Raw genomic sequence first — 26,141 nt, forward strand, 5'->3', positions numbered from 1 at the left:
TTTTTCCGTATTGGCATCAGCGGTTTCGTAATCAGCCGCGCAAGCGTTCCGTTGGCTCGCGCATTGTCACAAGTTCTTCCGCTGCGGTCGGGTGCACCGCGATCGTCCTGTCAAAGTCAGCCTTGGTCGCGCCCATTTCAAGCGTTATTCCAAGGATTTGCGCAAGCTCACCAGCGTCCGGGCCAACAATATGGACCCCAAGCACTTTCTGGCTGTCCGCATCGACGATCATCTTCATGAGCATCTTTTCATCCCGGCCTGACAGCGTATGCTTCATCGGCCGGAAGCTGGACTTGTAGATATCCAGGTTCGGCGTACGCTCCAGCGCCTCTTCTTGTGTGAGGCCGACTGTTCCCATTTCCGGCTGTGAAAACACAGCCGTTGCGATCAGGCTGTGATCCACCGTCCAGGGCTTGTTGCCGAACACGGTATCCGCAAACGCGTGGCCTTCCCGGATCGCGACCGGGGTCAGGTTTGCCCTGTTGGTTACATCGCCAACGGCATAGATGGACTCAACATTTGTGCGGGACTCCTCATTGACTTTGATCGCACCGATGGCATCGGTTTCAACGCCTGCCTTTTCCAATCCGAGGTCGCGCGTGTGCGGGTTTCGGCCAATCGCAAACATGATTTGGTCCGCATCCAGGTTTTCGCCACCATTGGTGCGCCCGATCAAGGAACCGTCCGACTGCTTTTCGATGGACGAGAAGGTATCATTCAAAACAATCTTGATCCCCTTCTTTTCCATTTCCTCGCGTACAGTCCGGCGCAGGTCCATATCAAATCCACGCAGGATTTCAGGACCCCGATAAATCAGGGTCGTGTCGACACCGAGGCCATTGAAAATGCCGGCAAACTCAACGGCGATGTAGCCGCCGCCGGCAACCACCACGCGGTTCGGCAATTCGCTCAAGTGAAATGCTTCATTCGACGTGATGACGTGCTCACCGCCCGGCAAGCTGTTATCGACATTTGGCGAGGCTCCGACCGCTACAAGGATATACTTCGCGGTGATCGTCTGACCCGTGGACAACAAACGAACCGTGTGGGCGTCTTCGATCACGGCGCGGCTGTCGTGAATTTCGACGCCGGTGTTGTCCAGGTTCCGGCGGTAGATCCCTTCCAGGCGCGTGATCTCCTGATCCTTTGCCGCGATCAGTTTGTCCCAAGCAAAGCTGCGTTCGCCGACACTCCAGCCAAAGCCCTCAGCATCTTCAAACTCTTCGGAAAACTTGGATGCGTAGACGAACAGTTTTTTGGGAACACAGCCGCGGATCACACAGGTTCCGCCGTAACGGTATTCTTCTGCAATACCGACCCGAGCGCCATGTGTGGCCGCAATCCGGGCCGCACGAACGCCGCCGGAACCGCCACCGATCACAAACAGATCATAGTCAAAATCGCTCATTCAATGCCCCTCGGGATTTGGTATTCGAACGGCCAGCGCACGCGGCCATGAAGCCCAGATAAGCTCTCAGTCCCTATTCACAAGGCTTGGCCTTGGTCAGCTCGGTGTCCTGAAACGCATACCTTATTGCACAAAGGGCCGCTTTCGCGGCCCGGTTTGCAGACAGTGCGGGCGATTGACCCGTCTCAATATCTGAAAAAGCGTGCGCAATCTGATTGCTCACGCCTTGATCACTTATTGGTTTGTGGCCGCAGCGCTGCGCTTGTCCAATTCTTCCTGCACCATCGCAACGATATCGACGCTCAACCGATCCTGCCATTCGCGGCTGGCTTCCACAGATGCAGCTGTAATGTCGGCAACACTGTCGCGCAATTTCATACCGAGCGGGGTGCGATAGAATTCAGCCAGCTGAACCAGCTCTTCTTCGGTGAAGGCGGTCGCCCAAATGCGGAAGATCTGCTCGTTTAATACGGCGCGGCGCGGCGCCAGCTCCAACGCGACCTGTTCCACGACCTCTGCGATTTCTTCCGCACGCGTCGGTTCATTCTGCGTGAAAGCGGACAAGGTCTGTTCCGCCATGACGAACAAGATGGCGTCAAACGGTTCCAGGACTTTGGTTTCCAAGGCAACAGCTTTTGCAGCTTCCAAATGACTTTCTGAAAAGCTGTCCTGAGCAACCGCACCGCCGGAGATCGCGCCCCACGCCAACATGGCGAGACCAACACCGGCAAACTTCACTGACTTCATTTCCTTGACTCCTTGGCGGTTTTCCGGAGGCGATCCGGCAACCAAAATTCGCTAAATCGACGCAGGCGTAATCGTCTTTACCCCATCTTCACCGGCCACGTAAGCCTTGGAGGCAAGATTGAGGAAAAGACCATGCTCAACAACGCCCGGGATCTTTACCAGAGCTTGTGCAAGCGTTTCAGGTTGTTCGATCTTCAGAAGATGGGCGTCAAAGATGTGATGCCCGCCATCTGTGACAAAAGGATGCTCCCCAGCCATTCTCAGCTGAAGGTTTTGAGGCAAACCCATTTCCATAAACATTGCCAGAATGGCCCGCCGCGTTGCTTCTTGACCAAACGGCACAACTTCAATCGGCAACGGAAATTGCCCGAGAGTATCCACGTTCTTTGTGCCATCTGCGATGACGATCATTTTGCCAGAAGCTGCTGCGACAATCTTTTCCCGCAGCAAGGCACCGCCACCGCCCTTAATCAGGGCCAGGTTGGCATCCAGCTCATCTGCACCGTCAACGGTCAGATCCAGCTCGGGCAACTCTTCCAAGGTGGTGAGTTTTATTCCCAAACTGGCAGCAAGCTCTGCTGTGCGCTCAGAGGTCGGAACACCGATCACGTCCAGTCCGTCTGCGACACGTTTTGCAAGGGCGTGAACGAAAAACTCTGCAGTCGACCCTGTGCCGATACCAAGGCGCATGCCGGAGGTGACATCCTCTGCCGCGCGTTCAGCTGCCTGCTGTTTCAGGTTGTCGCTCATACCTCACCCTTTCTGGCCTCTGCGTCGCTGGTTAGCGCCGCATTACCAGCGCTTGCCCTCCGATCAGTTCAGATGGCCGCGCGGTCCTTAACATGTCAGGCAAGCACGGGTCCAGATCGTTTCCAGTTTTCAACGAAGAACGGCGCCTGCCAACATATTGGGCATGGTTAACGTAAGGTTCAGACCCTTCTGGAAATATTGCCTGATTGAATCGCAGAACACTCTATAAGGGCGCGACAAATGTTCAGTGTTAAGATGCGGCGGAAGACTTCTGTTGGCGAAGTCGACTTGGTGCCTGACGACACTCAAGCACACGAGAATCCAGTCTCAGATGGCGACGCCAAAACTGAGAACGCATCCAGCGGTCTGAGCCGTGCCCTCGACAGTCTGGAAGATGACCTTCAGGTTGCGGCGAAAAGCATTGATGCTGCGGCAACCAAAGTGCAGGACCGCTTGGTGGAGCAGGCCAGCACCTTGGGTTCCATCATATCTGAAAGCCAAGTCCTGACCGATCAAGCAGCTAGAGCCAACGATAATGTTGGCGAGCTGACGCATTCCATTCAAGAACTCTCCGCCGCCAGCGCTCAAATCGGCTCCCAGGTTAGCGTTTCAAATGATTTGGCGATCGAAGCCCGAGATATTGCCGACCAGGCCAATCAGGGTGTTCTTGAGCTGAAAAGCGCAATCGAAGATATCGCAAATGTCGTTGGCCTCATCTCTGACATCGCCAAGCAGACCAACCTTCTGGCCCTAAATGCCACAATTGAAGCGGCGCGCGCCGGAGACGCAGGCAAAGGGTTTGCCGTGGTCGCCGGTGAGGTGAAGTCGCTCTCCGTGGAAACGCAATCTGCCACAGAACAGATTGTTGCCAATATCAACAAGCTGAACCAGTCGGCTGAGATGAGTATTGGATCTGTCGGCCGGATCATTGATGTGATCGGCCAAATCCGGCCCAGTTTTGCAGCTGTCGAACAGGCGGTGCAGGTACAGGTAGAAACAACCGAAACGGTGAGCCGACAAGCCGAGGACACCAAAAGCTTCGTTCAAGATGTCGTAAGTCATGTCGACCGGATCAACGCCTCTGCCGCAGAAGCTGAGCAAAGCGGTACGCTGGTTCGCGATGCTGGTGATAATATGAGCGCCAGCACCAAGGCCCTCCAGGCCCGCTTTGCCATGATGATACGGCAGACCGATGTCGGTGATCGCCGGGTTGATGATCGTTTGCCGCTGAAACTGTCGGGTACAGCGACCAGCGGAAACGTCACAATGCGTATCGAAACGCGGGACATCTCCAAAGGCGGGGTGTTGTTCATAACCGATGCTGACACTGTTCCGCACACTGGTGCTGTACTGCATCTGGATTTGAGTGGGATCGGCTCGACCGAAGTGAAAGTCGTGAATGTATCTGATGGCGGATGCCATTGCGCCTTCACGTCTTCGGCGGGGGCTTTCAAGACCGCGCTCGAACAACGGATAGCATCTTTGAAGCAAGGCTTCGCGAAGCAGATAGAAACGGCGCAAACTGGCGCTGCGCGTGTAACTGCTGCAATGGAGCGCATGATCGAAAGCGGCGCGCTATCCGTTGATGCTCTCTTCGATACGGACTACCGGCCGATAGAAGGAACGAACCCGCTCCAGGTTTCAACAAGAGCCCTCAGCGCACTGGAGCGCTCTTTGCCGGACATTCAGGAAGAAATTCTGAAGAACAACTCCGGCATGGCATTTTGCGCAGCAGTCGACCGCAACGGGTACCTGCCAGTTCACAACCTCATCTTCTCGAAACCGCAGAAACCGAATGATCCGGCCTGGAACACCGCCAACTGCCGGAACAAACGGATCTTTGATGACCGGGCCGGCTTGAGCGCTGCCCGCAACATGCGGCCTTACCTTGTCCAGTCCTATCCAAGGGACATGGGAGGCGGAAACATCATCTGGATGCAGGAAATCGATGCGCCGATACTGGTGCAAGGCCGCCATTGGGGCGGATTTCGCACGGCCTATAAGCTGTGACAACCGACGGCCTTGTAACGTTTTGATTTTCGCCTCAAAGGCAGGCGTCCATTGGCTTGCGGGATCTTGCGGGAAGCCACAAAGACAGCTAGGCAGAACCCTGTTTACTTATAGCTGAGGGTTTCATGTCTGTACTTGTGTTCGATCTGGACGGCACACTCGTGTCTTCCATGGAAGATCTTGTTGCGACCTTGAATGCGGTTCTGGACAAAGCCGGTCATGGGACTGTTCCTCAGGACAAGGTCGCCAACATGGTCGGCATGGGAGCCAAGGTTCTTTTGCAACGCGGTTTGGACCATCTTGAAATTGCCTGGTCGGACGAGACGATCACACCGCTTTATGAAGACTTCCTAGAGTACTACGCTGCCAACATCGCAGTTCACACACGGCCGTTCGATGGTGTTATTCCAGCACTAGACCGTTTCCGTGCCGATGGCTGGAAGCTGGCGGTTTGCACCAACAAGACCGAGCGCCTCACCCTACCCTTGCTCGCCGCGCTCGAAATGACAGATCACTTCGAGGCGGTCGTCGGAGGCGATACCTTCGCCGTTTCCAAGCCCCATGCAGAACCGGTCCTGGGTGCCATAAAGCGCGCTGGCGGCACTCCAGAAGGCTCAATCATGATCGGCGACAGTGTAACCGACATCAAAGCTGCCCGCGCCGCGGGCATTCCCGTTGTCGCCGTTGATTTTGGCTATACGCCTGTACCAGTTAGTGAGCTTGGTCCGGATCGGATCATTTCCCATTTTGACGAGCTTACAGATGCGGTGGCCGCACTGCGAACCTGAAGCACAGAACAAAGCCGGGATTAGGCTAACCGGCTCTTGCCTATACCGAAATCGTCGATTAGTGACTGAGCACATTCATTGCTGAGGGCGATTAGCTCAGCGGGAGAGCGTTCCGTTCACACCGGAACGGTCACTGGTTCAATCCCAATATCGCCCACCATTTGCGGAAACAGTTTCTTCTGGCCAAGGTCTTTTTGGTGGCAAAGGTCACTTCACCGGGGTTGAGCATGGCAATCCCCAAGGGATTTCCCCAGTTCCGGCGGCACAACTGTCACATTCGGCGCAGCCTGCTATTCTTTAAGCAATTGATTCCCGATGAGGCCGATACCGATGGCTACGCAAACTGCGCCCAACACCCTTCGAGACAGACTGCTTAAGGGCATTTCGCTGCAACAGGCCGGCGAGTACGAAAAGGCGCAACGCGTTTACAAACAAGCGGTCAAAAAGGCCCCAAACAACGCCGACGCTGTCCACCTGCTTGGCGTTACTTACCGCCAACTCGGCTATCCGAAACGCGCACTTGAATACATCCAAAAGGCGATCGTACTCGATCCGAACCAATCCGCATTTTATGCAAATCTTGCGCGCACGATGATGGATCTCGGCTCGGATACAGAAAGCCTGCTAGCTGTCTGTAACAAGGCGCTGTCTTTGAACCCGAGAGAACGGGAAGCGCGGAACATAAAGGGCATCGCTCTTACCAAGAAGAAGGAATTCGAAGAGGCCGAACTTCTTTTTCAAGGACTGCTTGTTGAAGACCCAGACAATGAAGACGCGTATCGGAACTTCGGCAATCTCTTAATGGATGCCGACCGCGCGCATCATGCGATTAATTTCTTCATCAAAGCGGTCATGCTTAAGCCGAATAATCCGGAAAACTATGTCTTGCGCGCGAAATGCAGGATGCAATTGAAGCAATTCGAGCCAAGCCAGTACGAGTTGACCGAAGCACTGGAGCGGTTTCCCGATAATGCCGACGTCCAACACGAAGCTGCCCGGCTCCTGTTTTGCATGAATGAATCAAGTATGGCTGTCGATTATTCCAGACGAGCTTACAAACTTGATCCACGTGACTACCACAAGGGTGTTACGCTCGGTGTCAACTTGCTGATGAACGGAGAGCGCAAGGAAGCACTTGAAATTCTCAATGCAACAAGAAAACAGGCCCCGGCTTTCGCCCCGACGGTCGACTGGAACATGTCGCTTGCCTATCTCGCGAATGGCGATCTTGAAAAGGGTTGGAGGCTCCATCGGGCGCGTTTCGATGATCCGGCCAGCGTCGTAATGAAGCGCAAGTTCGACGTCCCCGAATGGGACGGCGAAAACATTTCCGGCAAGACCATCTTGCTGTGGGGCGACCAAGGGCTGGGCGATGCACTAAAATCCGGCACGATGATTCCAGAAGTAATGGAAAAAGCCGGAAAGGTTATCATCGAGGGGTCCGCAAAGGGGGCGAAATTCTACCAATATTCGTTTCCCGATGCGCTCGCGCGCCCCGCAAAAATGAATGTTGACAAGGAAGCAACCGCTCACGATTACGACTGCCATATCAACTTGACTGATTTGGCCCGGTTTTTTCGGCCGAATATCCAGGCGTTCAAAGCAGCGAAGTGCCCGGTTTATTCTTTTGAAAAAGACCGCGCGATTTCCTATCTCAAACGCCTGCAGGGTTACGAAAACAAACCTGTGGTGGGTTTTTCTTGGCGGTCGCGCAACCTTGCTGCCAACCGGGCCCGCTTTTATTTGTCTGCGCCAGAGATCTCTCCGGTATTGGAATCGCACGACGCAATCTTCGTGAATCTGCAATACGCAACTGTCGACAAGGAAATTGAGTATCTAAAACAAAGGTTCCCTGAGAAATTCAACTTCTTTGAAGACGTCGATTTGTTCGATGATTTGCTCGGGGCAGCTGCCCTAACCAACTGCTGCGACTTCGTCGTTTCGGCAAATACCAGTGTTGCCGATATCTGTGGCATCTATAACGTGCCGACAATCCGTTTTGGCACTCAGGAACCTGCCCTGCTACTCGGTCAAGACAATCCGCCCTGGTACCCGGCGATGACTTACATGCGCTCTTATACCGACCGTGCCTGCGCCGATTTTGTCCCGGAAATCATCAAGGAATTCAAGAGGCAAATAGCAAACTGGTCACCCGATCAAAGGAATGCCCGACTAGGGCTATAGCCTATACAAAGCCTTTAATTGGTCAAGCAGGCACACGAGCAATGGCAACCAGAGTGTCCGTTGCATCAATGCGGTTCAATGTGGCCTCGTAAGCTTGTCTTAGGTCGGGAGTGTCAATTGCAGAAAGCACTGACTTGTGCCCCCCCGGTTTCCCCTTAGACAGCCAAGTCATGTGATTTGACAGTGAATAGCGCTGAACCCCTTCTACTATGGTGTTCTCAAAACCGGCAGCACTCAGAAGACGTCGTAGACTTTCCCGCGTGTGCAACACCAGGTGCTGGCTCCAAAGTGTGAAATCCGTAAACGCTTTATTCTTCAATTCGTTAATAAGGAGGTCCCGGGCATGTGGCACCTCTGCGACGAGTATCCCTCCTGGTTTCAGGACCCGTTTCAATTCAAACAGTATCGACAATGGATCCGGCAGATGTTCAAGCACATGGAAGCTTAGCGCGCTGTCCATAGATCCATCTGGAATGGCCGACAGGGATTTGTGGCATGGCAGGCCCTTTTCATTCAGTGCCCAAACGTAGTCTTCCTGTAGTTCTATGCCACAGCAACTGTCTACTTCACTCCTGATCGCTTGAAGAAATGCACCGTCACCGCACCCAAACTCGACAATCTTGCGGCCGGTCACATATGGGCGGTAGGAGGCGAGCCGCCGCGCAGTATCATTGATAACCTCAAGATCCCGCTTTCCGAATTGATCTTCGTTGGATTTACGATACGCCCCGTCCTCATAGACCGCATCGCCACCATAGAATCCATCGATGAAAATCACCTCTGATTGCCGGTCCCGGTAAACGGTAACATCTGCACGGTCTCGGGTCCCTTTGGCAAAAACCTCTCTATGGGCGTCAGTTACGATCCCTATGGCAGCCAAGGTGTCAAACAATCCGAGTGAGGATGTACCGAAGTCTTCTCCTTTTCTACTTTTTTCAACCATAGGTATTTCCAACGCAAAGCAAATTGCCTATAGTAAATTACCACAATTTACTGACAAAAGCCCCGCTATCTTGAAATAAAAAAGGAGAACATCACAAAATAATATCCATTTTTGACATTTATTACATTGATATTTTCAACAAAAAGACAAAGAGTACTTTCCCATGCTGGCAACCACGCGTTTATAGCTGCGAAATCGGTTATCCATGGACTGGTGTTGAGAACCTGCCTCATCAGTTTTGTGACGCGCGCGCGTACGCTTCCAAGGTCGCCCAGTCCCTCGGAGTGTCAATCTCGATTTCCACTGCCCCGTCAATCGGCACCGGTACAGATTTGCCAAAGAAACGTTGTCCGTACTGCACAAAGCCATCTTTCTTCAGTGCATAAATGGCTCCGGTCTCCTGATACTCGGGCACCCGGTCCTGCCGACGTTGACGGGGCTTTGACGCATCATGATTGATACCGAAGCCGCTTCCGTCTTCCGAAATACCCCACAAAAACGCGTGCTTCTCAACAACGGAAAAAGCGGTGTCAGCGCCTGTTTCGCGGAAAGCACTGACGACATGATCAATCTCATCGGCAGTTGTCAGTGGCGAGGTACACTGCAAAAACACAACGGTGTCCGCCTCGGAGCACGCGGGCACACTTGAGATTGCATGAATAAGAGCTGCTTCAGAAGATGCTTCATCGCCAGCAATTTCACCCGGTCTTTTCAAGGGAATGGCGCCGTGGGCTTGCGCGATTTGAAGGATTTCCTCATCATCACTTGAAACCACAACGTTCGAAATCGTTTTAGCCGCGAATGCGGCCTTGATTGAATGAACAACAAGCGGCAGTCCAAGAAATGCCTTGATATTCTTATGAGGTATTCCCTTGGAGCCGCCACGCGCCGGAATAATCGCTACAGCTTTTTTCATCCTAACGTCGCCCCCTGAAAATCGCCTACTCGTTACGTGTTTGTGAGCCAGATACCGCAACGACCAGCCAGTAGAGGTGAGTCAGCGGAATCACTTTGGGTACAGGATAGACAAATTCAGATAGCGCCGAAATTCCTCGCTATTTTTGACAGTATATATCCTGTCGACGGGCACTCAAGTGCGCACTCCTTGATTCATAGAAGCATTTTGAGCGGGGACGGCATTCATTAACCCCAACTATTCCGTGTTCCCGGCTAGCGGGACAAACTTTCAATGATGTACCTTAAGATCTTAAAGCATATGAAAGTTTTCGCTCTCTTATGATGTATCAAAGTGAAGTTCTTTCAATATGCGCCACTTAGAACAGCGCTCCAGGAATTGGTCTGTACGGGCGAGAAGCAAACCATGATCATCGATCGCAATGTCTCAAGGTTCGTTGTCTTCTCTGAAGATTCGATCCTGAATGCTCTCAACAAGATCAGCGCGAACAAGGAAGGCGTCATCTTCACCGTTTCGGAAGGTGGCATTCTGGAGGGTGCCTTAACCGACGGTGATTTGCGCCGCTGGCTAATTGGGACAGACCATATCGACCTGAATGGCTCGATCAGCAGCATCATAAACAAGACCATTGTTTTTGCCCGCCATGATGACGAACCACAGATCGTCTCCCGCCTGCTAAATGACCGCTTCAAGGCGGTCCCCCTCGTCGATAGCCAGCACCGGATCGTCGCGATCGCGTTCGGCCATCACAAGGCCATCGAAATTGGCGGCCGGATCATTAGCGAAGATGATCCAGCATTCGTGATCGCCGAGATCGGTAACAACCACAACGGCTCGTTTGAACTGGCTAAGAAGCTGATTGACGAAGCGGTCCGGGCTGGCGCTGATTGTGCCAAATTTCAGATGCGCTCTCTCTCCAGGCTCTACAAGTCGTCCGAAAAAATGGTCGATGACAGCGCGGATCTCGGAACGCAGTACACGATGGATCTCCTGTCCCGCTTCCAGCTGAAGGATGATGAGCTTTTCGCCGCCTTTGACTATTGCCATCAAAAAGGCATCATCCCTCTCTGCACGCCGTGGGACGAGGAGTCGCTTGGCAAACTGGACCGGTATGGCCTTGACGCTTTCAAGGTCGCATCCGCTGACTTCACAAATTACGATTTAATCTCGGCAATCGCTGCAACACGCAAACCAATGATATGCTCCACCGGCATGACATCGGAGGCGGAGATCAAGCAAGGCATTGCCAAGCTTCGTGGTTTGGCGGCTCCGTTTGTCCTGCTTCACTGCAACTCCACCTACCCGGCACCCTTCAAGGACATCAACATCAAGTACATGCAGCACCTGCAACGGCAGGGAGATTGCCTGGTCGGCTATTCCGGTCACGAGCGGGGCATCAATATTGCGATTGGCGCGGTCGCACTCGGGGCAAAGGTCATCGAGAAGCACTTCACGCTTGACCGTGCCATGGAAGGCAACGATCACCGCGTCAGCCTTCTGCCGGACGAGTTTGCGCAGATGATGACCGGCATCAGAGAGATGGAACAGGCTCTCGGCACCGTGGAGGAACGCAGGGTCTCTCAAGGCGAGATGATGAACCGCGAGAACCTTGCCAAAAGCTTGATTGCGTCTGTCGATATTCCAGCGGGAACGGAAGTCACCGCGAATATGATCGACATCAAGTGTCCGGGCCAAGGCCTGCAGCCCAACAGAAAGAGCGAATTGATTGGCCGCCGTTTGCAGACTGCCAAAAAAGCAGGTGACTTCTTTTTCCCTTCCGATCTTGGCGCTGGACGGGTTGAGCCACGCGACTTTTCCTTTCCGCTGCGATGGGGCATCCCGGTCCGATATCATGATCTGGACAAGATGATCCGGCTCACCAATTTGGACCTTGCCGAAATCCACCTGAGCTACAAGGACATGGAAGTCGACCTGACGGACTACTTCAAGGAACGGCTTACACTGGATCTCGTTGTGCACACGCCGGAATTGTTCGCAGGTGATCACACCCTGGACTTGTGCTCCACGAAAGACGATTACCGCCAGCGCTCCTTGTCGGAGATGCAAAGAGTGGTTGATATTGCGCGCGAACTATCGCGACACTTTACAACCTCTACGCCCGTTCTGCTGGTGACCAATGTCGGCGGCTTCAGTCACGACAATCATTTGGGCGCAGGCGGGACTGCTGCACTTTATGAGATACTGGAGGACAGCCTCTCCAAATTGGACACAGAGGGTGTTGAGATCATTCCGCAGACCATGCCGCCCTTCCCCTGGCACTTTGGGGGCCAGCAATTCCACAATCTGTTTGTGGACCCGGTCGAAATCTCTGACTTCTGCAGGCGCAATGGCACCCGCATCTGCCTGGACGTCTCTCACTCCAAACTCGCTTGCGTGCATCATGGCTGGTCCTTTTCAGAATTCGTGGAGCTGGTTGCACCATACACGGCACATCTTCACCTGGCTGATGCAGCTGGCGTCGATGGCGAAGGCCTTCAAATTGAAGAAGGAGACATCGATTGGACGGTCCTGGCTCAGCAAGTCCTCCGGCAGATGCCGGGCGCCTCGTTCATTCCAGAAATCTGGCAAGGACACAAAAATGATGGTGAAGGAGCCCTGAAAGCGCTCCAACTCCTGGAAAAGCACTTCGAACGAGCCAGGAACCGCATCGCGGACAGCTCTTACGCTGTGGCGGGCGAATGAATTGGCCTCCCTGTCTCCAACAGTCATAAACTTGAACAAAGCCGTCTTCGGATTAGGGCAACGGTCTCTCGCCCCGATTGGGCGACCTTCCTCAAACTTCCGGCCCGTTTTACTGAAAAACGTCCACAATTGCGCACAAGCGCGCGAGGTCCTTTGAGATGAATGAAACAACTCTGAAAAACATTGAAAAGAACCGGAACACGGAAAAACAGCTGGATTGGTACCAGCGGCGCCAAGAATACCTGGATGCCAACCCGATGCTGCCGCACCGGCTTGTTGATACTTTCCCGGTGTTCGCGCCCCGCCAAAGGGTGACCCGATTCATTGAGACCTTGAGATACTGGGAATTGATTACGGACATACCGGGGGATATCTTCGAGTGTGGTGTCGCCGGCGGCGAGTTCATGATGGCCATGGCCCACTTTTCGGCCATCTATGAACCGCACCACTACACCCGCAAAATCATCGGATTTGACACGTTTGAGGGCTTCACCGAACCGTCCAAGGAAGATCTGTCGTCCACCGCCAAACATATGCAAACCGGCGGCTTGAGCTACGACAGCTTTGAATATCTTCAAGATGCAATCGGATTTTATGATGAGAACCGGATGATCGGGAACATTCAGAAGGTGTTTCTGGAGAAGGGCGACATTTCACAAACGCTGCCGAAATACCTGGAAAACAACCCTGCAACCGTCATCGGACTGCTGCATCTCGATCTCGACCTTTACAAGCCGACGGCTGATGTCCTCTCTCATGCGCTGGAGCGTATGCCCAAAGGCTCGATCATTGTGTTCGATGAAATCAATCACAAGGACTATCCGGGCGAAACAATCGCAGTCATGGAAAAACTGGGGCTTAACAACATTGAGTTAAGACGGGTCAGGGAAGCCTCGATGGCGGGCTACGTGAGAGTGTAAGGAGCGACCATGCTGAACATCTCGAAAGTTCCAAACCAAGCAGACTTGGCTGAGTTCACCCGTTTCGTTCTCAATCAACTGGACGCGGCCTCAATCGAGGAGTTTTCGGCCAAACTGATCGCTGCCCACCAAAATGGCGATAACCTCACTGCCGAGATTCAAGACAAGATCATCGCCAGCAATGAATTTGCGCAGTTCGTCGATCATCCAATGTGGACAGAACTTGCAGCCGATGCCTTCGACTGTCAGCCGGAAGATATCCTGATTGCTTTTCCGCATCTGAGAATTGACTTGCCGAACTACTTTAAAAAGGACGAAATAAAGATGTCCCTGCCCTGGCATCAGGAAGCGGGGTATTACCTGTCAAAGGGAAATTGCTGCCCGCAAAGCGTGGTATTATCGACCTATCTTCACGATTGCGATCAAAGCGGCGGAGCTCTTGAAGTTGCCCCCAATACCGAAGCGGATGTGCTGGACCACGATCAGCGCTACATGGATCCGGTCTCCAAGCGTTTCATGAGAGTGGAAGTTCCAGCTCCCGAGACCACCAAATATGCAGAAACCCACTTTGGGGAAACCGTCATCTTCGACTTCCTGAGACGGCACCGCAGTGGCGTGAACAGCAAGGATACGGTCCGGATCACATTCCTCCTGCGGGCGAGCCGCCGGCAGGACGTCGAAGACTACGCCCGCAAAGCTGCGAGTTGAGGAAAAACTGATGATCGTCAGGGGCTTGGACAAAGACAGCGTCTGGGATTATGAGAACGGTTTCTACTGGTTCTCGCACAAATCCCGGCTGAACAAGATGCTTGCTCACTATGAGCTCTACCAGAGCATCGTCGGCCTGCCAGGGCACATCTTCGAGCTCGGCGTTTACAAGGGTGCCTCGCTCATTCGGCTTGCCACGTTCCGGGATTCGCTCGAGAATGATTTCTCCCGGAAGATTGTCGGTTTCGACGCTTTCGGTGAGTTTCCGACAGACGGATTGAAAGTCGAAGACGATCTGAAATTCGTCGAACGCTTTGAACAGGCTGGCGGACACGGCCTTTCCCGCGAAGAGTTGAACGACCTTCTTGTCAGTAAGGGGTTTGAGAATTTCTCACTGGTCAAGGGCAATGTTTTTGACACCCTCCCAAGCTATCTGGAGGAAAATCCGGAAACCCGTCTCGCCTTCCTGCATCTGGACATGGACGTAAAGGAGCCGACCGACTTCGCCCTTGAAATGTTGTATCAGCGCGTCGTCCCAGGCGGCCTGATCGTTTTTGACGACTATAATGCCGTTGCCGGTGAGACTTTGTCAGTCGACAATTTCGTAAGACAGCACGGATTGAAGATTGAGAAGCTGCCCTTTTATCACGTCCCGGCCTTCATCAGAAAACCGCTCTAAACTTCCGCGGCAGTGACAACAATCAGACATTGAAAAGGCCGGGTCGCCCCGGCCTTTGTGATTCTCAGTCAATGGAGACGTCCGTTAGCCGACGAATGCGCGTTCGACGACGAATTCTGCCGGCTTGTTGTTGGCACCTTCGGTAAGGCCCGCTTCTTCCAGTAGCGCCTTGGTATCGCGCAACATGTCCATCGAGCCGCAGATCATGCCGCGGTCGATCGCCGGATCAAGCGGCGGAACGCCGAGGTCTTCAAACAACTTGCCTGACTGGATCAGGTCGGTGATCCGGCCCTTGCGCGGGAAATCTTCCCGGGTAACCGAGGTGTAGTGAATCAGCTTGTCTTTCGCGAACTCACCGATCAGCGGATCATTGAGTGTTTCCTGAACAAGGTCCTCACCATACTTCAGCTCAGCCACTTCCCGACAGGTGTGGGTCAGGATCACCTGATCGAACTTCTCATACGTGTCCGGATCCCGGATCAGGCTGGCAAATGGTGCAATCCCGGTACCCGTTGAGAACATGTAGACCCGCTTGCCCGGTACGAGTGCATCGTTGACCAATGTGCCCGTTGGTTTCCTTTTCATCAGAACCGCATCACCCGGCTGGATCTTCTGAAGATGAGATGTCAGCGGACCGTCCGGCACCTTAATGGAGAAGAACTCAAGCTCTTCATCCCAGGCCGGGCTTGCAATCGAGTAGGCGCGGTAAAGTGGTTTGCCATCGATCATGAGACCAATCATGACAAACTCGCCGGAGCGGAACCGAAAGCTGGACGGCCGGGTCATCCGGAAGCGGAACAGCCGGTCGGTATAGTGCTGGACAGTCTTGACCTCTTCCACGAAGACACCGGCTGGGGCGGCGTCTGCGAGATCTGCGGGTTTGGCAAGTACGTTCATATTTGATCGATCCGTGGGTCTTGGCACATACAATTAAAGCCCGTGTACCACCAAGTGCACCTTGACTTGAAGCAACATGGGACCACGAAATGCGCTTTCGGCAAAAAAAACATCCAAAAAAGCGGTGTAATGCGGTTTATCCGCTGGCGTCGGCAATGCCCGGGGGCTTAGGACCTGCGGCCTTCACTGTCTGACCGTCACAGCAATACCGCAGCGCAACATATCCATTACTGGCACGCGACAAGACCAATCTTGTATTGCCGCTCAGCTTCTGGGCAGGTGACGGCCAGAAATTGATCAATGCGATCAAACCTCAAGCATTACCCGTGGATGGTTTACGACAAAATCACGAACATTCGTCTTCACGTCGGATTTTATTTGACAGCCAAGTCAAAAACCAACAACTTACTGCAATCAAAAGATAAGCTTCAATAATACCTTCCAATGAGGCAAAGTAAATGTCCGGACGCGCGCACGACGACAGCTGTCAAAAAATAGCATTCGTGATCATGGACCGCTTCTCCATGAATGCATTCGCGAGTGTCATCGAGCCACTTCGCATAGCAAATCGGATGCTCGGCAGGGACTATTACGTTTGGGAGACTTACTCCCTTGACGGTAATCCCGTGGTGGCGAGCAACGGATGCGAAATTTCCGTAAAAAAATCTATTCGCGACCTTGGCGATGCGGACATTACACTTTTGTGTACTGGCGTCGATGTCGAGCGCTTGCCTCTTGATCCGGAACTCGGCAATAAACTGCGCCGTCTCAATGCCCTTGGCCGGACATTCGGTGCCATCTGTACCGGCGCATATTTGCTGGCCCGTTACAATCTTCTCGATGGCCGGCGCTGCACCATCCACTGGGAAAACCTACGCTCCTTGCGCGAAGAATTCCCGGATGTTGAAGTGACATCAGATATCTTCTCGATTGACCGCAACTGCATCACCTGCGCTGGCGGAATGGCCTCTTTGGACATGATGCTGCGGCTGATCGCAATTCAGCACGGCGCCTATCTTGCGCACGAAGTGGCCGAAGTTGCGCTCTATCAAAACATGCGGTCTGGCGAATCCGCACAGCGTCACGACATTGAAGCCCGGACCGGGATTTCCAACGCCAAGATCCTCGATGCTATCCGAATTATGGATCTGCACATTGAAGACCCGCTCAGCTGCCAGCAGCTTGCTATGACGGTGAACCTGTCTCCGCGTCAGCTGGAGCGGTTGTTCCGCCGGCACTTCAACTGCACGCCCGGCCAGTATTATCTGCGTTTGCGTCTTGAGACCGCGCGCGATCTGTTGCGGCGCACGAGCCGTCCGGTTCTGGACGTCGCACTTGCCTGTGGCTTTGCATCCACATCGCATTTCACCAAATGCTACCGGGAGCGCTTCTTGTGCACCCCGACAGAAGAGCGCCAGTCCTATCAATGGGCCAACACCAAACCAACATCGAATGTTGGCACGGCGACCCCCATGCGCCTTGTCGCGAAGTAACTACGGCCATTCCTACTTGCAAACGCCGCTCTGACTGGGGCGGCGTTTTTAATTATAACCAGTGGGATGGTCTTTATTATCCAGGCCTTCGGTAGTCTGCCAGGACAGTGTCTATCCATCCTTCGGCCCGAAGCTTTTGAAGCTGTTCTTCGAAGCGCTCGAAAAGGTGCGCACAAGGCGATGTCCTGGAGAACAGAATATGCACTCCATTGGAGACAACCGGCCACTCCAGATCGATTAGCTGATCCGCCCCCTCACCCTCCTCAATGATTTTCAACCCGTGAAATCGGCCGAGGACGGCATAATCCGCGTTTTCGTTCATCAGCATCGCAAGCATATCACGTCTAAAATCCGTTGGAACGGGAGCAATCTCCTCCATCGCGAGATGTTCACGCGCATATTGGTCAAAGTCTTCGCCATAAGATCCGCCAAACGGCCTGATGCCCAACCGGCCCACCAGATCGGACCACTTCGACAAGGGAAACTCCTTGCCCTTCAAAACAAAAATAGCAACTTCGTCATCTAACACACTGGAAGAGTACTGGAATTTTTCTGCGCGCTCTTTTGTCCAGTATGCACCCAGTACAGCATCGAGACTGCCGTTTTCCAGTTGAACAAGTTGCCGCTTGAAAGGCGTTGTAGGTTGGAAGATGACATCGATCCCGACGCGACGCCCGAGTTCGATCATTGTTGCCGGCAGCACTCCAGACGCCAAGCCCGTATCGCTTGGTCGCATGATGACCGGATACCAATCCACGGTGCCATTCACCCGGATTCTATCGCAGCGTTCCGCGGCCTGGGCCAGACCTGCTCCGCCAGCAGACATCAGCAACGCCGCCAGCAGCACTCCCAGCAGGCGAGTAAACCCGCGCCGGGATTTAAGAAAAGTATTACGGTCGGAGCACATGTACCCGGGGTATCGAACCATAGATACCGTCCCTCGATCCTGTCGGCCTTCTAAATACCAGAGCGCCAAGCATCTCTGGTGACACTCAGACAGTCTGCGCATGCATTCCTAAAAAACACAAAACACAACTTCTGAAAACAATCCGGTTGCATTAACCCAGAGACAGGGAGATCAACCGGTTATTCGCCAGAGGCCCAACGGCACCAAATAGAGCCCGAGGCATAGAATGGCGCCAAGGAATGCGCGGCGGAACCCGGCGTCGGACAGACGACCCCGCAAGCGCTGACCTATATAAACACCGGTAAGGGCTGGAACCGTCAGGAGCAGAGACTGGACCGCTCCCTCAAATTCGAGAAGGCCGAAGCCGCCCAGCGCGAGCGCCAGCATGACCGTTGCAGACAAGAACAACAGCCCCATGGCCTGTACCAATTCGTCGCGATCAAGGCCCAAAGCCTGAAGGTACATCACACCCGGGACTGTATAAGCCCCCGTCAACCCGGAAAAAATCCCGTTCAACGCCCCAAGGACCACACCAACGGACCGTTCCCATTCCAACGGGATGTGCAATCGAAGACCTGCAAGCATCGGCACTGCATAGGCAATCATCAAGGCACCCAGGATCAAATCCGGCACACCCTGTGGAGCCTTTGTCAGAATGAAAGTTCCAAGCATCAGCGTTGCAGAGGCAGCAGCAAGAAACGGCCATAGCCGGCTGGTCAGTGCCTTCAGGTGCCCCCCGTAGACCGCTTGCCAGAGATTGGTCAGGAAAGTGGGCCAAAGGATCAGGACTATGGCCGCTTCAACCCCGACGAACACAGTCATCAAACCGAGGCTGATTGCCGGCAGCCCCATTCCAACGGTTCCCTTGACAATCCCCGCCAGAACAAAAACGACCGATGCGATCAGATAGAGCTCTGGACTGTTCATCTAATGACGGCTCGGCATGGTTCGGACTGTCATTCTGCTGCTTTACCCACGGTGGTGGAAGTGTTCCTGAAGCCCCCGACGTTATCAAATCCGGTTTGAAACTCGTCCAAGAAACCGGTTTGCAGCTGTTCATCGATCACCGCGTTGAATTCCGGAAGAAGATTCACACAGGGCGATTTCTTTGAAAACATGAAATGCACCGACCGGCGCGCAGCTGTCCAGGGCACATCTTCAATCTGGCCGTCGAAACCGAACGTGGACACCGCCTTTTTTCCGTAACTGCGGGACATCAGGATGTAATCGAACCTGCCATCCGTCAGCATTTCCAGATCACCGGCAATATCATCAAGCGACTGGCTATCGATGACGAGGTTGTCGGCAGCGAATTTGTTGTTGTCTTCGCCGAGGTGAACGCCATAAGGAGCGCGTCCGCGCAATCCAATGAGACCATCCAGACCGTCAGGCTTCGCTTTCATCCCTGCCCTTATAAAAACGGCCACCTCATCTTCGTGAACCGGATGGCTGAGTTCAAACTTGGCTTGCCGCTCCGCTGACAGATAGGCACCCGCGAGAACATCGATACTGCCGTGTTCCAAGAGCGCAAACAGCCGGTTCCATGGCAGGTCCGGCCCATATTCACTCCTGACAGGCACCGTCTCTGAGACATGATGTGTTATCGCCGGGAATATGCCCTTCATTTCACCAAGCTCAGGCGTTCTCCAGGAAAACGGCCGCCACTCATTGGCGCCATTCACCTTTAGAACGTCGCAGCTCGCATATGCAGAGACGCTTGCAAACAGGACCAGACTATAAGCAATAACAAATGCAAATAACTCCCCGCGGCTGCGTGGCTTAATATTCTTCCCCATTTTAATTGCACACTCCCCAGCCACACCTATAACACGAACACTGCCCATACAGCTTACGAAAGGTCAAGCGAAATTGGCAAGCAAGGGCAAAACCCGCTCAGCCTCTAAAGCGGAAATCGGGTTTTATTACCGATGTTTGGAGTGTTAGATAGGCTCATGATGAGCGCAGCCACCCCGATTATTGACAATACAACCGCACGCCAGCTTTTTTTGGACCGCCATGGTCTTGCGGTTCTTTCGGGCCGCACGACCACCGATCGTGTAAGTGAAACAATTTCCACACTTGGCTTTGTCCAAGTCGACAGCATCAATACTGTTTCCCGCGCCCATCACATGATCCTTTCCTCCCGCCTTCCCGGCTACAAGGAAACGCATCTCAAACGGCTGCTTGAGAAAGACCGTCATCTTTTCGAACACTGGACCCATGATGCCTCGATCATCCCAACGGAAAGCTTTCCGCATTGGCGGCTGCGCTTCGACCGCGACCGGGCAAAGTTGATCGGGCGTTGGCGCAACTGGCGGCAAAACGGGTTTGAAGAAAAGTTCAACGAAGTCCTGAAACAGGTTTCTGATCATGGGCCGGTGTCTTCGTCTACAGTTGGAGAGGATGAAGCCCGCAACAAGGGTGGTTGGTGGAACTGGCATCCGTCGAAAACAGCGCTTGAGTTTCTGTGGCGAACCGGTGAGTTGTCTGTCTGCCACCGTCGAGGATTTCAAAAAGTCTATGACCTGACCGAACGTGTCATTCCGCACGCGCATTTGGCGCAGCGTTTTGACGTGGAAGAGACAATCGATTGGGCTGCACGGTCGGCTTTGGACCGGCTGGGCTTCGCAACATCAGGTGAAATTGCCGCGTTTTGGGATCTGATCACGCCGACAGAGGCGAAATCATGGTGCGAAGCGAAGCTTGCAGGCGGTGAAATCATTGAGGCGTTGATCGAATGCGCCGATGGTGCCTTTCGAAAAAGCTTCCTAAGGCCGGAGACACTGGCGGCACTGGATACCCTGCCGCCGCTGCCATCAAGGGTTCGTGTTTTGTCGCCATTTGATCCGGCCTTGCGGGATCGCAAACGCGCGGAACGGCTCTTTGGCTTTCATTACCGGATCGAAGTCTTCGTTCCTGAACCGAAGCGGCAATACGGATATTATGTCTTTCCAGTCCTGGAGGGAGACAGACTGATTGGCAGGATCGACATGAAAGCCCACCGGGCTGAAAACCGGCTTCACGTCAAGGCCTTCTGGCCGGAGGCAAAGACCCGGACGGGTAAGGGCCGGGTTGGAAAACTCGAAGGCGAAATCAATCGGATTGCCAGGTTCGCGGACTGCGGATCTGTCAGCTTTGATCCGGACTGGCTGCGAGTTGCCTAGGGTCCTGACCATAAGACTGTTGGCTGAGACACCTACGACCAAAGCCGAATGACTCTTTGCCGCACTATTCAGACTGGTGTTGCAGTCTTTTTAATTGCATATTTTCGAAAATTTGAATTGTTTACACAACGGAGAGGATCATGACGGTTGAACGGGGAATTCTGCTGGTGGTTGGCGCGCTCGTGTTGGCCACTGTACTGCTGGCCATTTACGTGAACATCAACTGGCTCTGGTTAACCGGAATTCTCGGTGTTCACCTGATGCAAGCCTCATTTACCGGCTTCTGTCCGGTGGTCATGACCTTGAAAAAACTCGGCCTGCCGCAACGTCCGGGTTTCTCCTGAAGCGATCTCACGCTCAATCGTTGCCAAACGGTCCGTTGCCCACCGGACTGGATTGGCAATCGCGGATTGTCCGAGCCCACACTTGGGCAATCCGCCACTTTGCGCGTGTCAAAGGCATGAACCCAAGCCCATTTTAGGGCCTTTACATGAGTTACCCAAGCACCTGATTTCGGAAGTAGTTCGCTTCCGATGGTTTTGACAATGCGCCAAAGAAACGCTCTATCACCGGTTCGGATACCTTGATCGGTGATGGGCCATATACCTCGTACTTGTCTGTCAAAGCTTTGTTGACCGCATTCGAAAAATTCACGAAGTCCATGTGGTCGCTTGGAAACGAGCGAACAGCTGCCCGAACGATTTTCTGAATTCCGTCATCATGCGCTATTGTCATCGCCGTGATATCGCTGCCCTTGTCCTTCGCAAGGCGGCGGTAGGCAGCAGACAAGTTCTCTTCAAAATCTGCATCCGTGGTCTGGCAAATGTAGCCGCTGAAAGCCTGCAGAAACTCAATTTCCCATGCCGCATCCGTCCGGCTTATTTGGGGTTCGAAGACTTTCCGAAGCACATCGAAACAGAGAAACCGCAGGACAGACATGGCAAAGAAGCCTTTGTTGGCTCCAACGAAGGACTGTTTTCGATGGATTTTACCACACGCCTCGTAGTTCGTTCGAAAAACATCGAACATTTGCTGGGAGGCCGACAGGAACTCAAATACGGCTGCGATCTCTGATGCCTTCAGAGAACCGCCACGTTTGTTGGCAGCGCCAACCAGGGCCTTTTGGGCCAACTCCAAGGATTGTTGGCCGACTGAGGCACAGATATGCGGGCCGCTTAACTTCGGCCATGTCATTTTGCTCTTGGCGGTTCTGGCTGGCATCCGCGAGCCTCCAGCGAATAATCGGCCTAACATCGAGGTCTTTGCTAGATACACTATTTGGTAGTTCTTTTATTTAACGTAAAATTACGTTCAAGAATCGCAGGCAATATGCCTCCAGGACTTAGTCCCAGCTTAGGACCACCTTGCCTGCTTCGCCGGATTTCATCGCCGCAAAGCCCTTTTCAAAGTCATCGACATCAAACCGATGCGTGATGACATTGCGCACATCGAGGCCGTTCTGAAGCATCGCAATCATCTTGTACCAGGTCTCGAAGATCTCCCGGCCATAGACCCCCTTGATCGTAATCGCCTTGAACACAATTCGCGACCAGTCGACCGGTGATTTGCCTGGCGGAATACCAAGCAGGGCGATGCGCCCGCCCATAACGAGGTTTTCAACCATTTGATCGAGCGCGATTTGATTGCCGGACATCTCCAGACCGACATCGAACCCTTCCTTAATGCCGAGCTTTTTCTCAATGCCCTTCAGATCTTCGCGCGCGACATTGACGGGCACGACATCTGCAACGCGCGTTGCAAGATCAAGGCGGGCTTGGTTAACGTCCGTGATCACCACATTGCGGGCGCCGACATGGCGCGCGACGGCAGCTGCCATGATGCCAATCGGTCCTGCACCGGTGATCAGCACATCTTCGCCAACCAGATCAAAACTCAAGGCCGTGTGGACCGCATTGCCGAGCGGGTCGAGAATGGCGCCGATCTCGTCGTCAATCTCATCGGGCAGCGGCACCACGTTGAACGCCGGCAGCCGCAAGTATTCAGCAAATGCGCCTTGCTCGTTGACACCGATGCCCCGTGTCTCTGGGTCCAGATGAAACTTGCCTGACCGGGATTGCCGGGAATGTTTGCCGATCAGGTGCCCCTCCCCGGAACAACGCTGCCCGACTTCAAGATCGTCGACGTTGCGGCCAACTTCGACGATCTCACCTGCAAATTCGTGTCCGGTGATCATTGGTACGGGCACCGTTTTGGAGGCCCAATCGTCCCAGTTCCAGATATGGATGTCCGTGCCGCATATTCCGGTCTTGTTGATCTTGATAAGAACGTCGTCGGGACCGATTTCCGGAATCGGCGCGCGGGTCATCCAGAGCCCTTCCCGTGGCTCGGATTTTTCCAAAGCCTTCATCTGATTACTCATGACAACACTCCTGTGGTCTTGCCGGCTTTCGCAAAAGCATCGAGCGCCCGGTCGAGATCTACACGTGTCAGCGCCGCATTCATCTGGGTGCGGATACGCGCCTGGCCGCGCGGGACAACCGGGAAGAAGAAGCCCGAGACATAGACCCCTTCCTCAAAAAGGTTTGCCGCCATGGCCTGGGCCAATTTGGCCTCTCCCAGCATCACCGGAATGATCGGGTGTTCGCCGGGCAACAGCGTAAAGCCAAGAGCTTCCAGGCCGGCCCGCCAATAGCGCGCATTGTCAAAAAGGTTTCTCCGCAGCTCATCCCCCTCTTCCACCAGACGGATCGCCTCAAGACCGCTCATGACAATGGACGGCGGCAAACTGTTTGAGAAAAGATAAGGCCTTGCCCGCTGACGCAACAGGTCAATGACCGGTTGCGGTCCAGCGATGTAACCGCCGATGCCGCCGCCCAGCGCCTTGCCGAGCGTTCCGGTCAAAATGTCGACATCCACGCCGAAATGTGCCGGCGTGCCTTCGCCTTTCGGTCCCATGAAGCCGGTGGCGTGGCAGTCATCGACCATCACGACAGCCTCGTATTGTTTGGCGAGCGCGGTGATCTCAGGCAGGTTGGCGAGATATCCGTCCATGGAAAAGACGCCATCGGTCGCGATCATGATGTGACGGGCACCAGCCTCGCGGGCTTCCCGGAGCTTTGCCTCCAGATCCGTCATATCGGAATTCTGGTAGCGGTAGCGCTTGGCCTTGCACAGGCGGATGCCGTCAATGATAGAGGCGTGATTGAGCGCGTCCGATATAATCGCGTCTTCCGGGCCAAGAAGCGGCTCGAACAGGCCACCGTTTGCATCAAAACAAGCGGCAAACAGGATGGCATCGTCTTTAGCCAAAAACCTTGCCAGGCGCTGCTCCAGCTCGCGGTGAATGTCCTGTGTGCCGCAAATGAACCGCACGGAAGCCATGCCGAACCCCTTTGGATCCATGGCATTCTTGGCGGCTTCGATCAGGACCGGATGATCGGCCAGTCCCAGATAGTTGTTGGCACACAGATTGATGACATCGCGCCCACCCACGGCGATATGGCCGCCTTGCGGTGATGTGATCAACCGCTCGCGCTTGTAGAGCCCTTCCGCCTCGATTTCCTTCAAGGTAGTGGAAATGTTTTCCAAGAACGCCTGCGACACGGCAATCTCCGATAATTTGGAATTTTATCCATAATAGCGGATTTTTATGTTTGGCGAAAGTGGAATTTCCATTATCACGGAGAGGATGGCAGTTTCACGGATGCAATGATCCATCCGACAATGACTCAACCTTGCGGGTTATATCAGACTTACGAATCTACTTTTAGTTGATATTCTTGAATTGCACACTCGGCTCTCTGAGCCGCATCCCCATTGAATACAACCGGGAGGCAAACATGACAGCTTCATTTGCATCAGCTCTTGTCGGCAGCGATGGAAACCTAACTTCGTCACAACATGTGGCCAGTTGCGACCACACCGGCACCGGCTCTTACATGGTGAACTATGATAGCAATTTTTCAGCTGTCACTGGGGCACAGGCCACAGTGTGGGGCGATGGCCTCACTGTTGGCCTGAATATCTTTGCGGAAAACACCTGCCAGGTGAACATTCAAGACGCAAACGGCAACCCGAAGGATGCCGGCTTTTCATTTTTTGTCCCGGGAACAACCTGACGCCTCCCGGGACCTCGTGGCGCCCTGATCCATCCCCTGATCAGGGGCCACACATTCTCAAATTTGGACAGCGACTTAATACCGACTGAGCAGCTGAAGCCCATCTCACTAGATGACGACTACTAGAAACGGACCACCATCAAAATAGCACGGGCTGGCCCGTTGACCGCCTCAATCGTGTGCGCCACATCGGCGGCGTAACGCGCGGTATCGCCTTTTTCAATCATCCCCGTTGCAACGCCGGACATGACCTTCAACGTTCCCTCTTCGGCGATCAACTGCTCCCGGGTTCCACGCTCATGAGGTTTGCTCTCCAGCTTGCCGCCATCAGCAAATATGAGCTCATAGACTTCAAACCGGCCCGTGTCCTGAGGCGCGGACAAGATCCGGATCTTGCATCCATCTCCCGCCCGATCAAGCGCCGGGGTTTGGCTCACCTTCACAATTTCCACCCGATCCTCGACAGCCTCTTCTCCGAGCAGGCCGGCAAAATCGACATTGAGTGCCCGGGTCAGATTGAGAAGCGTCGCAACCGTGGGATTGGATTCGCCCCGCTCAATCTGGCTGACCATCGAGCGCGACACACCGGAGAGCTTTTCAACCGCCTCAAGCGACAAGCCTTGCGCCCGGCGGGCCTTTTTCAACCGCTCCGGCAAACGGGAGAGAATATCTGAATCTGTCATGGCGGAATTAAAATCCGCTTGGCTAGAAAATGCAATTCTGAACCAGTGCCATTTCGCAATTATCGAAGCAGAAACGCCATCGTCGCATCCCAAACTTAGTAGGTCGCATTCAGAACATCTGTTGCACCGCCCTCTCTTCTAGCGTGCGGCAAAGACAACGCC

Annotated in this window: 24 protein-coding genes and 1 tRNA gene; 12 read left to right on the forward strand and 13 right to left on the reverse strand. The window is 53.8% G+C overall.

Annotated elements, in window-relative coordinates:
• Window positions 1–31 precede the first annotated feature (31 nt).
• The 3 genes from gor to rpiA all read right to left on the reverse strand — a co-directional run bounded on the left by gor (window position 32) and on the right by rpiA (window position 2,905).
• A complete protein-coding gene (gene gor, locus ACQY4Z_RS02565; RefSeq protein ID WP_428526404.1) occupies window positions 32–1,408 on the reverse strand; it encodes a glutathione-disulfide reductase in 1,377 nt (458 codons plus the stop codon).
• 234 nt (window positions 1,409–1,642) lie between these two features.
• Entirely contained in the window at window positions 1,643–2,155 is a 513-nt protein-coding gene (locus ACQY4Z_RS02570) for a DUF2059 domain-containing protein (RefSeq protein ID WP_209002454.1), read from the reverse strand.
• Between the two features lie 51 nt (window positions 2,156–2,206).
• Window positions 2,207–2,905, reverse strand: a complete 699-nt coding sequence (rpiA, locus tag ACQY4Z_RS02575; protein WP_428526407.1) for a ribose-5-phosphate isomerase RpiA — start codon at window positions 2,903–2,905, stop codon at window positions 2,207–2,209.
• Window positions 2,906–3,145: 240 nt separating this feature from the next.
• Here rpiA and ACQY4Z_RS02580 point away from each other — a divergent pair, with 240 nt between their 5' ends.
• The 4 genes from ACQY4Z_RS02580 to ACQY4Z_RS02595 all read left to right on the forward strand — a co-directional run bounded on the left by ACQY4Z_RS02580 (window position 3,146) and on the right by ACQY4Z_RS02595 (window position 7,887).
• A complete protein-coding gene (locus tag ACQY4Z_RS02580; protein WP_428526409.1) occupies window positions 3,146–4,915 on the forward strand; it encodes a methyl-accepting chemotaxis protein in 1,770 nt (589 codons plus the stop codon).
• A 125-nt stretch (window positions 4,916–5,040) separates the two neighbouring features.
• Complete coding sequence (gene gph / locus ACQY4Z_RS02585; protein ID WP_428526411.1) at window positions 5,041–5,703, forward strand: phosphoglycolate phosphatase; 663 nt, start codon at window positions 5,041–5,043, stop codon at window positions 5,701–5,703.
• A gap of 85 nt (window positions 5,704–5,788) precedes the next feature.
• Window positions 5,789–5,863, forward strand: a tRNA-Val gene (locus tag ACQY4Z_RS02590).
• A gap of 170 nt (window positions 5,864–6,033) precedes the next feature.
• Window positions 6,034–7,887, forward strand: coding sequence for a tetratricopeptide repeat protein (locus ACQY4Z_RS02595; protein ID WP_428526413.1), 1,854 nt, complete (start codon window positions 6,034–6,036; stop codon window positions 7,885–7,887).
• A gap of 22 nt (window positions 7,888–7,909) precedes the next feature.
• On the opposite strand, the gene ACQY4Z_RS02600 is transcribed toward ACQY4Z_RS02595, so the two are convergent.
• Both ACQY4Z_RS02600 and ACQY4Z_RS02605 read right to left on the reverse strand, forming a co-directional pair.
• Window positions 7,910–8,830, reverse strand: coding sequence for a class I SAM-dependent methyltransferase (locus ACQY4Z_RS02600; RefSeq protein ID WP_428526415.1), 921 nt, complete (start codon window positions 8,828–8,830; stop codon window positions 7,910–7,912).
• Between the two features lie 232 nt (window positions 8,831–9,062).
• Window positions 9,063–9,746 (reverse strand): acylneuraminate cytidylyltransferase family protein, encoded by a 684-nt coding sequence (locus ACQY4Z_RS02605; protein WP_428526417.1) that lies wholly within the window; start codon window positions 9,744–9,746, stop codon window positions 9,063–9,065.
• Window positions 9,747–10,151: 405 nt separating this feature from the next.
• On the opposite strand from ACQY4Z_RS02605, the gene ACQY4Z_RS02610 reads away from it, so the two are divergent.
• From ACQY4Z_RS02610 to ACQY4Z_RS02625, 4 genes are all read left to right on the forward strand, one after another.
• A complete protein-coding gene (locus ACQY4Z_RS02610; RefSeq protein WP_428526419.1) occupies window positions 10,152–12,449 on the forward strand; it encodes an N-acetylneuraminate synthase family protein in 2,298 nt (765 codons plus the stop codon).
• A gap of 158 nt (window positions 12,450–12,607) precedes the next feature.
• A complete protein-coding gene (locus tag ACQY4Z_RS02615) occupies window positions 12,608–13,369 on the forward strand; it encodes a TylF/MycF/NovP-related O-methyltransferase (RefSeq protein ID WP_428526421.1) in 762 nt (253 codons plus the stop codon).
• Window positions 13,370–13,378: 9 nt separating this feature from the next.
• Complete coding sequence (locus ACQY4Z_RS02620; RefSeq protein WP_428526423.1) at window positions 13,379–14,077, forward strand: phytanoyl-CoA dioxygenase family protein; 699 nt, start codon at window positions 13,379–13,381, stop codon at window positions 14,075–14,077.
• A 10-nt stretch (window positions 14,078–14,087) separates the two neighbouring features.
• The gene (locus tag ACQY4Z_RS02625) at window positions 14,088–14,756 is read left to right on the forward strand and encodes a TylF/MycF/NovP-related O-methyltransferase (protein ID WP_428526425.1); all 669 of its coding nucleotides are present in this window, start codon (window positions 14,088–14,090) and stop codon (window positions 14,754–14,756) included.
• Between the two features lie 84 nt (window positions 14,757–14,840).
• Here the strand turns inward: ACQY4Z_RS02625 and ACQY4Z_RS02630 are convergent, their stop codons facing one another.
• A complete protein-coding gene (locus ACQY4Z_RS02630) occupies window positions 14,841–15,653 on the reverse strand; it encodes a ferredoxin--NADP reductase (protein ID WP_428526427.1) in 813 nt (270 codons plus the stop codon).
• Window positions 15,654–16,111: 458 nt separating this feature from the next.
• On the opposite strand from ACQY4Z_RS02630, the gene ACQY4Z_RS02635 reads away from it, so the two are divergent.
• Window positions 16,112–17,146, forward strand: coding sequence for a GlxA family transcriptional regulator (locus tag ACQY4Z_RS02635; RefSeq protein ID WP_133950463.1), 1,035 nt, complete (start codon window positions 16,112–16,114; stop codon window positions 17,144–17,146).
• Window positions 17,147–17,222: 76 nt separating this feature from the next.
• Here ACQY4Z_RS02635 and ACQY4Z_RS02640 read toward each other — a convergent pair whose 3' ends face one another.
• From ACQY4Z_RS02640 to ACQY4Z_RS02650, 3 genes are all read right to left on the reverse strand, one after another.
• Window positions 17,223–18,122, reverse strand: coding sequence for a substrate-binding periplasmic protein (locus tag ACQY4Z_RS02640; RefSeq protein WP_428526430.1), 900 nt, complete (start codon window positions 18,120–18,122; stop codon window positions 17,223–17,225).
• 102 nt (window positions 18,123–18,224) lie between these two features.
• On the reverse strand, window positions 18,225–18,980 hold the full coding sequence (locus ACQY4Z_RS02645; RefSeq protein WP_428526432.1) for a sulfite exporter TauE/SafE family protein: 756 nt from the start codon (window positions 18,978–18,980) through the stop codon (window positions 18,225–18,227).
• A gap of 29 nt (window positions 18,981–19,009) precedes the next feature.
• Window positions 19,010–19,849, reverse strand: coding sequence for a substrate-binding periplasmic protein (locus tag ACQY4Z_RS02650; protein WP_428526434.1), 840 nt, complete (start codon window positions 19,847–19,849; stop codon window positions 19,010–19,012).
• Between the two features lie 156 nt (window positions 19,850–20,005).
• On the opposite strand from ACQY4Z_RS02650, the gene ACQY4Z_RS02655 reads away from it, so the two are divergent.
• Together ACQY4Z_RS02655 and ACQY4Z_RS02660 are read left to right on the forward strand one after the other, a co-directional pair.
• Window positions 20,006–21,217, forward strand: a complete 1,212-nt coding sequence (locus tag ACQY4Z_RS02655) for a winged helix-turn-helix domain-containing protein (RefSeq protein WP_428526436.1) — start codon at window positions 20,006–20,008, stop codon at window positions 21,215–21,217.
• A 140-nt stretch (window positions 21,218–21,357) separates the two neighbouring features.
• Window positions 21,358–21,561 (forward strand): YgaP family membrane protein, encoded by a 204-nt coding sequence (locus ACQY4Z_RS02660; protein ID WP_428526438.1) that lies wholly within the window; start codon window positions 21,358–21,360, stop codon window positions 21,559–21,561.
• Between the two features lie 151 nt (window positions 21,562–21,712).
• Here the strand turns inward: ACQY4Z_RS02660 and ACQY4Z_RS02665 are convergent, their stop codons facing one another.
• The 3 genes from ACQY4Z_RS02665 to ACQY4Z_RS02675 all read right to left on the reverse strand — a co-directional run bounded on the left by ACQY4Z_RS02665 (window position 21,713) and on the right by ACQY4Z_RS02675 (window position 24,781).
• Window positions 21,713–22,438: a hypothetical protein gene (locus ACQY4Z_RS02665; protein ID WP_428526440.1), complete on the reverse strand. Its 726-nt coding sequence runs from the start codon at window positions 22,436–22,438 to the stop codon at window positions 21,713–21,715.
• Between the two features lie 121 nt (window positions 22,439–22,559).
• Window positions 22,560–23,597: an L-threonine 3-dehydrogenase gene (gene tdh, locus ACQY4Z_RS02670; protein ID WP_428526442.1), complete on the reverse strand. Its 1,038-nt coding sequence runs from the start codon at window positions 23,595–23,597 to the stop codon at window positions 22,560–22,562.
• Complete coding sequence (locus ACQY4Z_RS02675; protein WP_428526444.1) at window positions 23,594–24,781, reverse strand: glycine C-acetyltransferase; 1,188 nt, start codon at window positions 24,779–24,781, stop codon at window positions 23,594–23,596. Before ACQY4Z_RS02675 ends, tdh begins: the two co-directional genes overlap by 4 nt.
• Before the next feature lie 236 nt (window positions 24,782–25,017).
• Between ACQY4Z_RS02675 and ACQY4Z_RS02680 the strand changes: the two genes are divergently transcribed.
• Window positions 25,018–25,296, forward strand: coding sequence for a hypothetical protein (locus tag ACQY4Z_RS02680; protein ID WP_209002457.1), 279 nt, complete (start codon window positions 25,018–25,020; stop codon window positions 25,294–25,296).
• Between the two features lie 122 nt (window positions 25,297–25,418).
• On the opposite strand, the gene ACQY4Z_RS02685 is transcribed toward ACQY4Z_RS02680, so the two are convergent.
• Window positions 25,419–25,979 (reverse strand): helix-turn-helix domain-containing protein, encoded by a 561-nt coding sequence (locus ACQY4Z_RS02685; RefSeq protein WP_209177562.1) that lies wholly within the window; start codon window positions 25,977–25,979, stop codon window positions 25,419–25,421.
• Window positions 25,980–26,141: the final 162 nt, after the last annotated feature.

Source organism: Roseibium sp., from assembly GCF_965276855.1.
Taxonomy (GTDB): domain Bacteria; phylum Pseudomonadota; class Alphaproteobacteria; order Rhizobiales; family Stappiaceae; genus Roseibium.

Coding starts and splice junctions, on each gene's coding strand:
- gor (WP_428526404.1), bottom strand. CDS start 1,408: ATGAGCGATTTTGACTATGATCTGTTTGTGATCGGTGGCGGTTCCGGC.
- ACQY4Z_RS02570 (WP_209002454.1), bottom strand. CDS start 2,155: ATGAAGTCAGTGAAGTTTGCCGGTGTTGGTCTCGCCATGTTGGCGTGG.
- rpiA (WP_428526407.1), bottom strand. CDS start 2,905: ATGAGCGACAACCTGAAACAGCAGGCAGCTGAACGCGCGGCAGAGGAT.
- ACQY4Z_RS02580 (WP_428526409.1), top strand. CDS start 3,146: ATGTTCAGTGTTAAGATGCGGCGGAAGACTTCTGTTGGCGAAGTCGAC.
- gph (WP_428526411.1), top strand. CDS start 5,041: ATGTCTGTACTTGTGTTCGATCTGGACGGCACACTCGTGTCTTCCATG.
- ACQY4Z_RS02595 (WP_428526413.1), top strand. CDS start 6,034: ATGGCTACGCAAACTGCGCCCAACACCCTTCGAGACAGACTGCTTAAG.
- ACQY4Z_RS02600 (WP_428526415.1), bottom strand. CDS start 8,830: ATGGTTGAAAAAAGTAGAAAAGGAGAAGACTTCGGTACATCCTCACTC.
- ACQY4Z_RS02605 (WP_428526417.1), bottom strand. CDS start 9,746: ATGAAAAAAGCTGTAGCGATTATTCCGGCGCGTGGCGGCTCCAAGGGA.
- ACQY4Z_RS02610 (WP_428526419.1), top strand. CDS start 10,152: ATGATCATCGATCGCAATGTCTCAAGGTTCGTTGTCTTCTCTGAAGAT.
- ACQY4Z_RS02615 (WP_428526421.1), top strand. CDS start 12,608: ATGAATGAAACAACTCTGAAAAACATTGAAAAGAACCGGAACACGGAA.
- ACQY4Z_RS02620 (WP_428526423.1), top strand. CDS start 13,379: ATGCTGAACATCTCGAAAGTTCCAAACCAAGCAGACTTGGCTGAGTTC.
- ACQY4Z_RS02625 (WP_428526425.1), top strand. CDS start 14,088: ATGATCGTCAGGGGCTTGGACAAAGACAGCGTCTGGGATTATGAGAAC.
- ACQY4Z_RS02630 (WP_428526427.1), bottom strand. CDS start 15,653: ATGAACGTACTTGCCAAACCCGCAGATCTCGCAGACGCCGCCCCAGCC.
- ACQY4Z_RS02635 (WP_133950463.1), top strand. CDS start 16,112: ATGTCCGGACGCGCGCACGACGACAGCTGTCAAAAAATAGCATTCGTG.
- ACQY4Z_RS02645 (WP_428526432.1), bottom strand. CDS start 18,980: ATGAACAGTCCAGAGCTCTATCTGATCGCATCGGTCGTTTTTGTTCTG.
- ACQY4Z_RS02650 (WP_428526434.1), bottom strand. CDS start 19,849: ATGGGGAAGAATATTAAGCCACGCAGCCGCGGGGAGTTATTTGCATTT.
- ACQY4Z_RS02655 (WP_428526436.1), top strand. CDS start 20,006: ATGATGAGCGCAGCCACCCCGATTATTGACAATACAACCGCACGCCAG.
- ACQY4Z_RS02660 (WP_428526438.1), top strand. CDS start 21,358: ATGACGGTTGAACGGGGAATTCTGCTGGTGGTTGGCGCGCTCGTGTTG.
- ACQY4Z_RS02665 (WP_428526440.1), bottom strand. CDS start 22,438: ATGCCAGCCAGAACCGCCAAGAGCAAAATGACATGGCCGAAGTTAAGC.
- tdh (WP_428526442.1), bottom strand. CDS start 23,597: ATGAGTAATCAGATGAAGGCTTTGGAAAAATCCGAGCCACGGGAAGGG.
- ACQY4Z_RS02680 (WP_209002457.1), top strand. CDS start 25,018: ATGACAGCTTCATTTGCATCAGCTCTTGTCGGCAGCGATGGAAACCTA.
- ACQY4Z_RS02685 (WP_209177562.1), bottom strand. CDS start 25,979: ATGACAGATTCAGATATTCTCTCCCGTTTGCCGGAGCGGTTGAAAAAG.